At 71.9% G+C, this 12,185-nt stretch carries 11 protein-coding genes and 5 tRNA genes; 5 read left to right on the top strand and 11 right to left on the bottom strand.

What is annotated here, in order from left to right:
* Nucleotides 1-44: 44 nt before the first annotated feature.
* Complete coding sequence (locus ABZ858_RS27765) at nt 45-356, bottom strand: SH3 domain-containing protein (protein ID WP_361384171.1); 312 nt, start codon at nt 354-356, stop codon at nt 45-47.
* Complete coding sequence (locus tag ABZ858_RS27760) at nt 353-862, bottom strand: DUF4188 domain-containing protein (RefSeq protein WP_361384168.1); 510 nt, start codon at nt 860-862, stop codon at nt 353-355. The genes ABZ858_RS27765 and ABZ858_RS27760 overlap by 4 nt, the downstream gene beginning before the upstream one ends.
* 88 nt (nt 863-950) lie before the next feature.
* Here ABZ858_RS27760 and ABZ858_RS27755 point away from each other — a divergent pair, with 88 nt between their 5' ends.
* Complete coding sequence (locus tag ABZ858_RS27755) at nt 951-1,595, top strand: MerR family transcriptional regulator (RefSeq protein WP_361384165.1); 645 nt, start codon at nt 951-953, stop codon at nt 1,593-1,595.
* Nucleotides 1,596-1,657: 62 nt separating this feature from the next.
* Here ABZ858_RS27755 and ABZ858_RS27750 read toward each other — a convergent pair.
* The 9 genes from ABZ858_RS27750 to ABZ858_RS27710 form a co-directional block, all read right to left on the bottom strand.
* Nucleotides 1,658-1,730 (bottom strand) — tRNA-Glu (locus tag ABZ858_RS27750).
* A 28-nt stretch (nt 1,731-1,758) separates the two neighbouring features.
* Nucleotides 1,759-1,830, bottom strand: a tRNA-Gln gene (locus ABZ858_RS27745).
* 21 nt (nt 1,831-1,851) lie between these two features.
* Nucleotides 1,852-1,924: transfer RNA gene (locus ABZ858_RS27740), tRNA-Glu, on the bottom strand.
* 87 nt (nt 1,925-2,011) lie between these two features.
* Nucleotides 2,012-2,084, bottom strand: a tRNA-Glu gene (locus tag ABZ858_RS27735).
* A 43-nt stretch (nt 2,085-2,127) separates the two neighbouring features.
* Nucleotides 2,128-2,199: transfer RNA gene (locus ABZ858_RS27730), tRNA-Gln, on the bottom strand.
* Nucleotides 2,200-2,291: 92 nt separating this feature from the next.
* A complete protein-coding gene (locus tag ABZ858_RS27725; protein ID WP_361384162.1) occupies nt 2,292-3,026 on the bottom strand; it encodes an HAD family hydrolase in 735 nt (244 codons plus the stop codon).
* Between the two features lie 111 nt (nt 3,027-3,137).
* On the bottom strand, nt 3,138-4,622 hold the full coding sequence (gene gltX, locus ABZ858_RS27720; protein ID WP_361384159.1) for a glutamate--tRNA ligase: 1,485 nt from the start codon (nt 4,620-4,622) through the stop codon (nt 3,138-3,140).
* Entirely contained in the window at nt 4,615-5,400 is a 786-nt protein-coding gene (locus ABZ858_RS27715; RefSeq protein ID WP_361384156.1) for a fumarylacetoacetate hydrolase family protein, read from the bottom strand. The genes gltX and ABZ858_RS27715 overlap by 8 nt, the downstream gene beginning before the upstream one ends.
* Before the next feature lie 281 nt (nt 5,401-5,681).
* Complete coding sequence (locus ABZ858_RS27710) at nt 5,682-5,870, bottom strand: hypothetical protein (protein WP_361384153.1); 189 nt, start codon at nt 5,868-5,870, stop codon at nt 5,682-5,684.
* A 602-nt stretch (nt 5,871-6,472) separates the two neighbouring features.
* Here ABZ858_RS27710 and ABZ858_RS27705 point away from each other — a divergent pair.
* The 4 genes from ABZ858_RS27705 (at nt 6,473) to ABZ858_RS27690 (ending at nt 11,981) form a co-directional block, all read left to right on the top strand.
* On the top strand, nt 6,473-10,492 hold the full coding sequence (locus tag ABZ858_RS27705) for a nitrate- and nitrite sensing domain-containing protein (protein WP_361384150.1): 4,020 nt from the start codon (nt 6,473-6,475) through the stop codon (nt 10,490-10,492).
* Nucleotides 10,493-10,501: 9 nt separating this feature from the next.
* On the top strand, nt 10,502-10,915 hold the full coding sequence (locus ABZ858_RS27700; RefSeq protein WP_003973453.1) for a roadblock/LC7 domain-containing protein: 414 nt from the start codon (nt 10,502-10,504) through the stop codon (nt 10,913-10,915).
* Nucleotides 10,916-11,026: 111 nt separating this feature from the next.
* Nucleotides 11,027-11,425 (top strand): DUF742 domain-containing protein, encoded by a 399-nt coding sequence (locus ABZ858_RS27695; protein WP_009190816.1) that lies wholly within the window; start codon nt 11,027-11,029, stop codon nt 11,423-11,425.
* Nucleotides 11,406-11,981 (top strand): ATP/GTP-binding protein, encoded by a 576-nt coding sequence (locus ABZ858_RS27690; protein WP_361384147.1) that lies wholly within the window; start codon nt 11,406-11,408, stop codon nt 11,979-11,981. Before ABZ858_RS27695 ends, ABZ858_RS27690 begins: the two co-directional genes overlap by 20 nt.
* Nucleotides 11,982-12,185: the final 204 nt, after the last annotated feature.

The raw sequence follows: 12,185 nt of genomic DNA, 5'->3' as shown, positions 1-12,185 counted from the left end.
CCGGGCCGTCCGGTCTCCCGGTCACCCGGCTCCCGCGGCCGCGCTCAGCACTCCGGGACCATGTGCGGCGCGACCTCGCCCTTCTTGCTGATGATCGACGTACTGGAGTCGATCCAGCCGGAGCCGCCGTCGTAGGAGACCTTGTACCAGCCGTCGGTGTGGCACTTGACGGTCACCGGTGCCAGGACCGTCAGCTCGCCCACCTCGTGCGCCGAGGTGCCGCCGCCCGACCAGACCGTCACGGTGTCGTAGTCCGCGATCTTCCCGTCCAGGCCGTCGTCCCCGCAGCCGGCGAGCGTCAGCCCGCACAGCAGCGCGCAGGCCACGGCCGGCGCCGAGCGCCGTGCGGCGGTCACCGCACCGCCTCCCCCGAGCGGTGCGCGAACCGGTCCCCGGCGTACCGGCCCCGCGCGGCCAGCGGTAGCTGCCCGTGCGCCCCGGCCAGGCCGAACGCGGGCATGTCGACGTAGATCGACTCGTACGACCCCTCCGGCGCCACGTACGCCTCGTGCCACAGCCCCACGTGCCCGCGGACCGCGCCCGCGCGCTCCTTGCGGTTGACGACCGCCCAGACCCGGTGGTGGAACATGTCGGGCGCGGCGGCGTAGGCGTACAGCTTGTCCCTGGACTCCCAGTACTGGACGGCGTAGTAGGTGCGCGGCGAGGCCGTCAGCAGAACGCTCCCCAGCAGCCCCCGGCCGGGGTCGCGGGCCAGCTCCCGCCGCATGCGGATCATCGAGAGCATGACCAGCGGCCACTGGTGCACCGCCCAGAAGTGGTTGATCCGCATGCCGATCAGCAGGACCACCACCTCGCCTTCGGCGTCCGCGGTCGTACGACCCCGCACCGGCTTCGCGAACACGACAACCCCCTGACCCTCGGTCGGATAGCTCCGCTATCCATTCAGTTGGTGGTTGGATAGTGGCACTTCCCAAGGAGAGGCGCAAGAGATGCGGCTGGCCGAGCTGAGCAGGCGCAGCGGTGTGTCCACCGCGACGATCAAGTACTACCTGCGCGAAGGGCTGTTGCCGCCGGGACGCCAGGTGAACGCGACGAAGGCCGAGTACGACGAGGAGCATCTGCGCCGGCTGCGGCTGGTGCGGGCGATGATCCAGGTGGGCAAGGTGCCGGTGGCGACGGTGCGCGAGGTGCTCGGGCACGTGGACGACGAGGACCTGGGCCGCACGATCCGGCTGGGCGCGGCGCTGTGGGCGCTGCCGCAGGTGCCGGAGCCGGACGAGGACGACGAGTACGTCCGGGCCGCGCAGCGGGAGGTGCTGGCCCTCCTGGACCGGCTCGGCTGGGAGAACACCAGGCAGCTCACGACCATCTCGCCCGCGTACCGCTCGCTGGTGGTGGCGGTGGCCGCGTTCCGCCGGCTCGGGTACGGGTTCGGGGCGGAACTGCTCGCGCCGTACGCCGAGTTGATGTACCGGACGGCCGTTCTCGACCTGGACCACATGGAGGGGTACGCGTCGGACGCGGAACGGATCGAGTTCGCGGTGCTGGGGGCGATCCTCAACGAGCCGGTGCTCCAGGCGCTGCACCGGCTGGCCCAGGAGGAGGAGACGGCCCGGCGCTACGGCTTCGAGTGAGCCGGAGCCGGCCGGGCCGGATACGCCGATGGGCCCCGCCGGAGCGGGGCCCATCGATGGTGTACCCCCGACCGGATTCGAACCGGCGCTACCGCCTTGAGAGGGCGGCGTGCTAGGCCGCTACACAACGGGGGCCTGGACGCTGCGTTTCCGCAGGTCCGAGCTGGTCTACCTGGACTCGAACCAAGACTAACTGAACCAGAATCAGTCGTGCTGCCAATTACACCATAGACCAATGATGGTTTAGACCAGTCAGTACCCCCGACCGGATTCGAACCGGCGCTACCGCCTTGAGAGGGCGGCGTGCTAGGCCGCTACACAACGGGGGCCCTAGCGATCCCCACCCGGCGGTAGCCGGATGTTGTCACCGTGAAGTCAGTGGGAGCTACCCTGCCTGTCCTCGCGGGAAGGATCTGTACCCCCGACCGGATTCGAACCGGCGCTACTGCCTTGAGAGGGCAGCGTGCTAGGCCGCTACACAACGGGGGCTCGCGGATCAGATCCGCGGGTTGCAGATTGAAGCATCTGCGAGCTGGCCTACCTGGACTCGAACCAAGACTAACTGAACCAGAATCAGTCGTGCTGCCAATTACACCATAGGCCACTGGAACGCAAGCCCCGGAGGGGTCCTTGTTCTAGTACTGCGCCCCGGGGTTTCCGGCCTTCCGGCCCGCTTCCCGCGGCGCAGGAAGAACATTACCCGAAGGTGGACGGGGCTCCAAAACGGGTATCCGCGCCGAGCACCGCCGGGAGTTCGGCGAGGGAGGCGATCCGGCGCACGGCGGCGTCCCGGCCGGCGCCGGTGGGCACACCGCCGCGGTCGATCCAGACCGACAGCAGCCCCGCCTCGGCGGCGCCCCGCCCGTCGATCTCGGGGTGGTCCCCGACGTAGGCGACCTCGCGCGGGGCCAGGCCCAGTGCCTCGCAGGCCGCGTGGAACGCCCCGGCGGCCGGTTTCGACACGCCCAGCTCCGCGGCGCACAGCACGGTCTCGAAGCGGTCGCGCACACCGAGGACGCGCAGCTTGCGCTCCTGGACGTGCAGGCTGGAGTTGGACAGCACGGCGTGCCGGTGGCCGGCCGCGAGGGCGTCCAGGGCGGGCAGCACGTCCGGGAAGAGCGCCCAGGCGGCCTCGTAGTGCCCCAGGTAGCGCCGGAACCACGCCTCGGATTCGGCGTCGGTCAGCTCCGGGCGGCCCAGGAAGACCCGCACCCGGTCGCGCCGCTGCTCCTCGAAGGTCGCCTCACCGGCCGCGAACCGCGCCCACTGGGCGTCCGTGATCCGCCGCCAGTGCGCCAGCGCCCGCTCGACGGTGCCGTACCCCGCCAGCAGCCGTTCGGCGGCCAGGTGCGCCCGCATGCCGGTCCGGTCGGCCGAGGTGTAGTCGAACAGGGTGTCGTCCACGTCCCACAGGACCGCTTCGATGGCCATGCCCTCGACCGTACCGCCGGGCGGCCGGGGCGGTCCCGGGGTCCGCCCGGACAGCACGCGGGGGCGGCACCCGGGGTCCCGGGTGCCGCCCCTCGGCGGGGACCGGCGGCGTCAGGCGGCCAGCTTGGCCAGTGCCGTGTCGATGCGGGCGAGCGTCCGCTCCTTGCCCAGGATCTCCAGGGACTCGAAGAGGGGCAGGCCGACGGTGCGGCCGGTGACGGCGACGCGGACCGGGGCCTGGGCCTTGCCGAGCTTGAGGCCGTGGGCCTCGCCGGCCGCGAGGACGGCCTCCTTCAGGGACTCGGCCGAGGTCCAGTCGGCCGACTCCAGCTTCTCCCGGGCGGTGCGCAGCAGGGCGTCGGAGCCCTCCTTCATCGCCTTGGCCCAGCTCGCCTCGTCGAGGACCGGCTCCGGCAGGAACAGGAAGTCGACGTTGTCGGTGATCTCGGAGAGGACCTTCAGACGGGTCTGCGCGTGCGGGGCGATCGCCTGCCACTTGGCCTCGTCGAAGTCCTCCGGGGCCCAGGGGGCGACGGGGGCCTTGAGCCAGGGGGCGCAGCGCTCGGTGAAGTCCTTCACGTCGAGCAGGCGGATGTGGTCGGCGTTGATCGCCTCGCACTTCTTCAGGTCGAAGCGCGCCGGGTTGGGGTTGACGTCGCCGATCTCGAAGGCGGCGACCATCTCCTCGACGGAGAAGATGTCCTGGTCGGCCGAGAGCGACCAGCCCAGCAGGGAGAGGTAGTTGAGCAGGCCCTCGGGCAGGAAGCCGCGCTCGCGGTAGAGGTTCAGCGAGGACTGCGGGTCGCGCTTGGAGAGCTTCTTGTTGCCCTCGCCCATGACGTAGGGCAGATGGCCGAAGGCGGGGACGGACTTGGCGATGCCCAGGTCGGTCAGCGCCTTGTAGAGGGCGATCTGGCGCGGGGTGGAGGAGAGCAGGTCCTCGCCGCGCAGGACGTGGGTGATCTCCATCAGGGCGTCGTCGACCGGGTTGACGAGCGTGTAGAGGGGGGCGCCGTTGGCGCGGACGATGCCGTAGTCCGGGACGTTCTCCGCGAGGTAGGTGATCTCGCCGCGGACCAGGTCCGTGAAGGTGATCGCCTCGTCGGGCATGCGGAAGCGGACGATGGGCGCGCGGCCCTGCGCCGTGTACTCCTCGACCTGCGCGGCGCTCAGCTCGCGGCAGTGGCCGTCGTAGCCGGAGGGCTTGCCGGCGGCGCGGGCGGCCTCGCGGCGGCTGTCCAGCTCCTCCTGGGAGCAGTAGCAGTGGTAGGCGTACCCGCCGTCCAGGAGCTTGCGCGCGACGTCGGCGTAGAGGTCCATGCGCTGCGACTGGCGGTAGGGCGCGTGCGGGCCGCCGACCTCGGGGCCCTCGTCCCAGTCGAAGCCGAGCCAGCGCATCGCCTCCAGCAGCTGCTCGTACGACTCCTCGGAGTCGCGGGCCGCGTCGGTGTCCTCGATGCGGAAGACCAGAGTGCCCTGGTGGTGGCGCGCGAAGGCCCAGTTGAACAGGGCGGTGCGGACCAGGCCCACGTGCGGGTTACCGGTGGGCGAGGGGCAGAAACGGACGCGTACGGAGGAGCCGGGTGCGCTAGCCACGCTTGACAACCTTGTTGGTGAGAGTGCCGATGCCTTCGATGGTGACGGCGACCTCGTCGCCGACGCCGAGGGGGCCGACCCCTGCCGGGGTGCCCGTGAGGATCACGTCGCCGGGGAGCAGCGTCATGGCCTCGGAGATGTTGACGATCAGGTCCTCGATGGGGTGGATCATCTCGCTGGTGCGGCCGAGCTGCCGCTGCTCGCCGTTGACGGTGAGCTGGATGGTCAGGTCGGCCGCGGTGTCGAGGGCGAGGTCCGTCTCCACCCAGGGACCCAGCGGGCAGGAGCTGTCGAAGCCCTTGGCCCGCGCCCACTGCTTCTCGCGGCGCTGGACGTCGCGGGCGGTGATGTCGTTGGCGCAGGTGTAGCCGAAGATCACGTCCTTGACGCGGTCGCGCGGGACCTCGCGGCACATGCGCCCGATGACCACGGCCAGCTCGGCCTCGTGGTGCAGTTCCTCGGAGAAGGAGGGGTACTGGATCGGGTCGCCGGGGCCGATCACCGAGGTGGACGGCTTGAAGAAGGCGAACGGGGCGTCGGGCACCTCGTTGCCGAGTTCGCGCGCGTGCTCGGCGTAGTTGCGGCCGAAGGCCACCACCTTGTTGGGGAGCACCGGCGGCAGCAGCCGTACCTTGCTCAGCGGCACCTTGGTGCCGGACAGCTCGAAGTCCGCGAACGGGATGCCCTTGATGATGTCGAGGACGAGCTGGTCCGGCCGGTCGCCCTCGACCGCGCCGAAGGCGACGTTCCCGTCGATGGAGAATCTGGCGATGCGCACGGGATGCTTGGCCCCTTGACTGAGCTGGGAGGAGTCTGACGCTCCAGGCTAACGCGGCGGGCGCCCCGGGCCGCGCGCATTGCGCGCGCAGCGGCCGGCGCCACGCGGGGCGTGCGCCGCGCGCAGCGGGCGCCAACGGGGGCGTGCGCCACCGGGGAGGGGGCGCCGCCCGGTGACGGAACGGCTGCCGGGTGAGTGACGGCCCGGCTGCCGGGTGGCGGCATGGCGGAGGGGCGCCCCCGGCCGCGGGGGCGCCCCTGATCTCCGGATGGGGGCGGCTGCTACGGGGCGACGGCGGCCGCGACCGGTGCCTCCATGAGGATGGTGCGGCGGGGGTTGGCCGTCTGGGCCGGCAGCGCGACGGAGTGCTCCGGCAGCTCCGGCGTCCGCAGCGCCTCCGCGTCGTCGAGGTGCGCCAGCGTGGTGCGCCGGGGGTTGGCTATGTTGCGGAACATCATCGTCGTCTTCACGGTGGTAGGAGACCTCGTCGTGTACGGGCGCCCCGAGGGCCGAAGGGGACCCCCGCGCGGGCGCGGGTTGCCGGTTTCGCCATCTCTGTAAAGCGTCAGGCTAAACGTGCGATTCCCGGCCGAAGACGTGAAGAGCCCGTGATCTCCGTGTGAGTTTGCTCACGGCACCCTCGACAATCCGGACAATTCTTGAGTGGGCCGCGCACCGGTGAAACGGACATTAGCCCACTGAAGCCATCATTCCGCTCCCGATCATGGCGACTGGGACACCTGTGGCGCCTCGTCGGCTCGTGGTCATATGTCCGGAATGGAGAAGATCGCTTTCCACGTCTCGTGACGCGCCCCTCACGCGGTGTCACAGAGGTCACAGGGTGGCCCACATGCCTTGTTGGAGATCCTGCACTGTGCTGGAATGCCACGGACCGCCGCGGGATCGAGCCGGCGCGCAGGGGGCGCAACGCAGCGCCGAGCGGCGGCCGGAAGGGGGAGCCAGCGCCGGTCACTCACGACCACCGGGGAGCGTTTTCAGGGCGCTCTCCATGACGCCGACACCGTCTTTCCGCTCGCGTGGGAAGGCGCCTGGTCCAGAGGTTGCGACGCTAGTGCAGGGACGTTTCAAGAGGGATGGCAGCGCTTCGGCGGAGCCGGAGCCGCACGGCGGGACTGGCCCCATGGCCGTCAGCTCCTCGCCCCAGCACGCCCAGAACCCGGGCCAGGCCCCGACCGGTGACCACGGCGAGCGCCCGGGGCGCCCCGGCCTGGCCGGCCCTTCGGCGTCCTCCGAACCCGCCTCCTCGGACAAGCCGCAGCCCAAGACCCCCGCCCCGGTCGGTCCCGGCTCGCGCGTCTCCCTGCGCAACTGGCGCATCTCCACCCGTCTGGTGTCGCTGCTCGCGCTCCCCGTGATCGCGGCCACCACCCTCGGTGGCCTGCGCATCAACCAGAACCTGGACGACATCCAGCAGCTCGACAACATGAAGCTGCTGACGGACATGACCAAGCAGGCCACCGAGCTGGCCGCCGCGCTCCAGGAGGAGCGCGACGAGTCCGCCGGCCCGCTGACCCACCCCTCCGCCTCCACCACGGCCACCGTCAAGGGCGTCCGCGACAAGACGGACCGCGCCAAGGACAACTTCCTGGCCGCCTCCGAGGAGATCGACGGCGCCAGCAAGAACGGCGACCTCCAGGGCGTCCGCGACACCCTGGTGGGCCTGGCCAGCGAACTCAACGGCCTGGGCAAGATCCGCAAGACGGCCTACTCCAACGAGGGCAACTCGACCCAGACCGTCGAGGCGTACCACCGGCTCATCACCGAACTGCTCAGCCTCTCCCAGGACATGGCCGAGGCGACGAGCAACCCGGAGATGATCCAGCGCACCCGCGCGCTGTCCGCGTTCTCCTCCGCCAAGGAGTACGCGTCGATCCAGCGCGCCGTGATCGCCGCGGCGCTGCCCGCCAACGGCAGCGACACCGGCAAGCTCTCCACCAACGACCGCCTCTACGCGCAGTCGGCGCTGGACAGCCAGACCTCCGAGGTCAACAGCTTCCGCAACATCTACGGCAGCGGCGCGGAAGAGCTGATCAAGCCCATGGAGGAGGGCAACCCGATCATCCAGTCCTCGGACACGTACGCCAAGCGTGCCCTGGACAGCGACACCGGTCTGGCCCAGCAGGGCAAGCGCTCCTACCTGGACTGGGTGGACGACAGCTCGACGAAGATCGAGCAGATGAAGAAGATCGAGCACACGCTGCTCGAGGAGATGGAACAGAAGGCCCGCGAGCTGCGCAGCGCCACCGAGCGCGACGCGATCATCTCCGGTGCGCTGATCCTGCTCGTCCTCGGTGTGTCGCTGGTCGGCGCCTTCGTGGTGGCCCGCTCCATGATCCGCTCGCTGCGCCGGCTCCAGGACACCGCGACCAAGGTCGCCCAGGACCGGCTGCCCGAGCTGGTCAAGCAGCTGTCCGAGTCCGACCCGCAGGACGTCGACACGTCCGTGGAGTCGGTCGGTGTGCACTCCCGGGACGAGATCGGCCAGGTGGCCGCGGCCTTCGACGAGGTGCACCGCGAGGCGGTCCGGCTCGCCGCCGAGCAGGCCCTGCTGCGGGGCAACGTCAACGCGATGTTCACCAACCTCTCGCGCCGCTCCCAGGGCCTGATCCAGCGCCAGCTGTCGCTGATCTCCGAACTGGAGTCCCGCGAGGCCGACCCGGACCAGCTCTCCTCGCTGTTCAAGCTCGACCACCTCGCCACCCGTATGCGCCGTAACGGTGAGAACCTCCTCGTCCTCGCGGGTGAGGAGCCCGGCCGCCGCTGGACCCGCCCGGTCCCGCTGGTCGACGTGCTGCGTGCCGCCGCCTCCGAGGTGGAGCAGTACGAGCGCATCGAGCTGGCCTCGGTGCCGACCACCGAGGTCGCCGGCCGCGTCGTCAACGACCTCGTGCACCTGCTCGCCGAGCTGCTGGAGAACGCCACCTCGTTCTCCTCCCCGCAGACCAAGGTCAAGGTCACCGGTCACGCGCTGCCCGACGGCCGGGTGCTGATCGAGATCCACGACACCGGCATCGGCCTCTCCCCCGAGGACCTGGCCGCGATCAACGAGCGGCTCGCCTCGCCGCCCACCGTGGACGTCTCCGTCTCCCGCCGCATGGGCCTGTTCGTGGTCGGCCGCCTCTCGCAGCGGCACGGCATCCGCATCCAGCTGCGGCCCTCCGACTCCGGCGGTACGACGGCCCTCGTCATGCTGCCGGTGGACGTGGCCCAGGGCGGCCGCAAGCCGGTTCCCGGCAAGGCCGGCGGTCCCTCCGCCGGTGGTCCGGCGGCTGCCGCCGCCGCGGCCGGTGCCGCGGCGGCGCGCCGCCAGGGCGGCCAGGGGGGCGGGACCGGCCTGCTCGGCCAGGGGCCCGCTCCGCGCGGCCAGGTCGGCGCCGGCCAGGGCCCGCGGGCCGCGCTGCCCGGCACGGGCGGCCGTCCGGGCGGACCCGGTGGGCCGGGTGCGCCGGGCCAGGGGCGCGGGCCGCAGGGCGCGGGCCGGCCGCAGCAGGACCGTCCGCGGCCGGCGGGCGCCGGTGCCGGTTTCGGCGGACAGGCCCCGGGCGCGCCCCAGGGCCTGCAGGCCGCGAACCCGGCGGCCGGACAGGGCTTCGGCGAGGGCCGGCGCGGCGGCAACGGGCAGGACGCCTTCGGCGGCGCCCGCGGTGGCGCCCCGCAGAACCCGGTGGCCCCCCAGGGCCAGAGTCAGGGCCAGGGCTTCGGCGGCCGCCCGGGCGGCGATGCGCAGCAGGACGCCTTCGGCGGCGGCCGCGGCGCGCTGCCGCCGCGCCGGCAGCGCGGCGAGGGACAGGGCGGCCAGCCGCAGCTGCCCTCGCGCGGCGCTCCGCGCGCGGAGCTGCCCGGCGGCAACCCGCAGCCGAGGACGCCGAGCTGGGGCAGCGAGAACGCGCACGGCCCCGCCGCCCTCGACGCCCCGCGCGGGCACGACGAGGCGGAGCACGCGCAGGCCCCCCGCGGCCCGCGCGCCCAGGACCACCAGGGTCCGGGTGCCACGGCCGAGATGCCGGTGCTGCGGCCGGACGACCGGCAGGGCCCGGGCGCCGCGCAGGGCTTCGGCGACGGCCGGCAGGGCGGTGGCCAGGACACCGGCCGCCTCCCGGCTCCCGGCGCGGGCACCGCGCAGAACACCGGCGCGTTCGTCCGCTCGGACATCTTCGGCCCGGCGGCGCACACCACCCCGCAGCACACCGAGCGCGATCAGCAGCCGGGGAACCCCGCGGACACCGGCCAGTTCACGGCCCCGCAGGGCTACGACAACGGCTCCACCGGCCAGTTCGCCGCACCGCAGGCGTACGACAACGGCTCCACGGGCCAGTTCGCGGCCCCGCAGGGCTACGACAACGGCTCCACCGGGCAGTTCGCCGCGCCGCAGGGCTACGACAACGGCTCCACGGGCCAGTTCGCGCAGCCCGGCCACGAGGCCGGGTCCGCGGGCGGGCACCTGCTGCCGGGCCGTCAGGACCCGTCGGCCACCGGCCAGTTCGAGCGGCCGCAGCCCGTCGCCCCCGACGGCTTCGGCGCCCCGCGCCCGCAGGCCCCGCAGCCGCAGCAGCGGCCCGACGAGGGCCGCGGCGACGGATGGGCGCTGCCGCCGGCCGCGGGCCCCGGTGACGGCCGTACGCCGCTGTACGACACCCTGGAGACCAACTGGTTCCACGGTGAACGCGGTGAGCGCGGTGGGCAGCAGCAGGCGGAGAGCCCGCAGCCGGCCCCCCAGCAGGAACCGCAGCAGCAGCCGCAGGCGCCCGGCGCGCCCGCGGTCCCCCAGCGATCCGCCTCCGCGTGGCGCAGCTCGCCGAACGACGAACTCGTACGGCAGGCCGAGCGCGTACGGCAGCCGGCCGCGGGCGGGGTCACCACCTCCGGCCTGCCGCGCCGGGTGCCCCGGGCGAACCTCGTCCCGGGCACGGCTCAGCAGCAACAGCACCAGAACGGTCCGCAGGTCTCGCGTGCGCCCGATGACGTACGCGGCCGGCTGACCAATCTCCGTCGGGGCATCGCCCAGGGTCGTCAGGCCGGCACAGGCCAGACGGGCAGCTTCCCGAGCCCCACTCACCAGCAGGAGCGTTAGTTGAGCCCGATGAGCCAGGCGGCACAGAACCTGAACTGGTTGATCACCAACTTCGTGGACAACACCCCCGGGGTGTCCCACACCGTCGTGGTCTCCGCCGACGGACTCCTTCTGGCGATGTCCGAAGGCTTCCCGCGCGACCGCGCCGACCAACTGGCGGCCGTCGCCTCCGGCCTGACCTCGCTGACCGCCGGGGCGTCCCGGATCTTCGAGGGCGGCAATGTGGCGCAGACGGTCGTCGAGATGGAGCGCGGCTTCCTCTTCCTGATGTCCGTCTCGGACGGGTCGTCCCTCGCGGTCCTGGCCCACCCGGAGTGCGACATCGGCCTCGTCGGCTACGAGATGGCGCTGCTCGTCGACCGTGCGGGCGCGGTGCTCACACCGGACCTGCGCGCCGAACTACAGGGCAGTCTGCTTCACTGACCGGCCCCGGCACCACCCCTGTCACCACATCACCGTCCGGCCGCCACAATCCCCCCACCGGCCCCGTCCGACGGCTCGCCCGATCGACTTGCTGTCCCGCCCGGAGGATCCATGACCCCGCCCACCGCCCATCATGATCCGTACGCCGAGCCGTACGGGGACGAGGGCGACCAGCCGCTGGTCCGTCCGTACGCGATGACCGGCGGCCGGACCCGGCCGCGCTATCAGCTCGCCATCGAGGCGCTGATCAGCACCACGGCCGACCCGGCAGCACTGATGGGACTGCTGCCGGAGCACCAGCGGATCTGCCATCTGTGCCGCGAGGTGAAGTCGGTCGCCGAGGTCTCGGCACTGCTGGCCATGCCGCTGGGCGTGGCCCGGATCCTCGTCGCGGACCTGGCCGAGGCCGGCCTGGTGGCCATCCACCAGCCGGGCGGCGACGAGAACAACGGCGGCGCTCCGGATGTGACGCTGCTCGAAAGGGTGCTCAGTGGACTTCGCAAGCTCTGACACGGGCCGGGCCACCACCTCCGCGAAGATCGTGGTGGCGGGTGGCTTCGGCGTGGGCAAGACCACGTTCGTGGGTGCCGTATCGGAGATCAACCCGCTGCGTACCGAGGCCGTCATGACGTCCGCCTCGGCCGGCATCGACGATCTGACCCACACCGGGGACAAGACCACCACCACGGTGGCCATGGACTTCGGCCGCATCACGCTCGACCAGGACCTGATCCTGTACCTGTTCGGCACGCCCGGCCAGGACCGTTTCTGGTTCATGTGGGACGACCTGGTGCGCGGTGCCATCGGCGCGGTGGTGCTCGTGGACACCCGTCGCCTGGCCGACTGCTTCCCGGCCGTCGACTACTTCGAGAACAGCGGGCTGCCGTTCGTCATCGCCCTCAACGGCTTCGACGGCCACCAGCCGTACACCCCCGACGAGGTGCGCGAGGCGCTGCAGATCGGGCCGGACGCGCCGATCATCACCACCGACGCCCGGCACCGCGCGGACGCCAAGTCCGCCCTGATCACGCTGGTGGAGCACGCGCTGATGGCCCGGTTGAGGTGACGGCCAGGACACGTTGTACATAGCACCCAAGTCGGTAAGGCCGTACGGCAGTTGCCGTAGACCCATCGGAGCCGGCTGTGTCCTTGGACACGGCCGGCCCTGGTGTTCATAACGTTTCGGCAGAGGAATCGGGCCATATCGCCACGCGCAGCGCACAACTGGTCTCGCTGCGCGCACGACGGTCCCGCTTTTTGGTGTCGCTCG

Origin of the sequence: Streptomyces sp. NPDC047017 (assembly GCF_040644175.1) — a bacterium.
In the GTDB taxonomy this organism is placed as follows: Bacteria; Actinomycetota; Actinomycetes; order Streptomycetales; family Streptomycetaceae; genus Streptomyces.
Note: the sequence above shows the minus strand (reverse complement) of the source record. Positions and strands in the feature narration are given on the sequence as shown.

Excerpts from the sequence above, each read along its gene's own strand:
- ABZ858_RS27755 (WP_361384165.1), top strand. The coding sequence starts at position 951 with ATGCGGCTGGCCGAGCTGAGCAGGCGCAGCGGTGTGTCCACCGCGACG.
- ABZ858_RS27725 (WP_361384162.1), bottom strand. The coding sequence starts at position 3,026 with ATGGCCATCGAAGCGGTCCTGTGGGACGTGGACGACACCCTGTTCGAC.
- ABZ858_RS27700 (WP_003973453.1), top strand. The coding sequence starts at position 10,502 with ATGAGCCAGGCGGCACAGAACCTGAACTGGTTGATCACCAACTTCGTG.
- ABZ858_RS27695 (WP_009190816.1), top strand. The coding sequence starts at position 11,027 with ATGACCCCGCCCACCGCCCATCATGATCCGTACGCCGAGCCGTACGGG.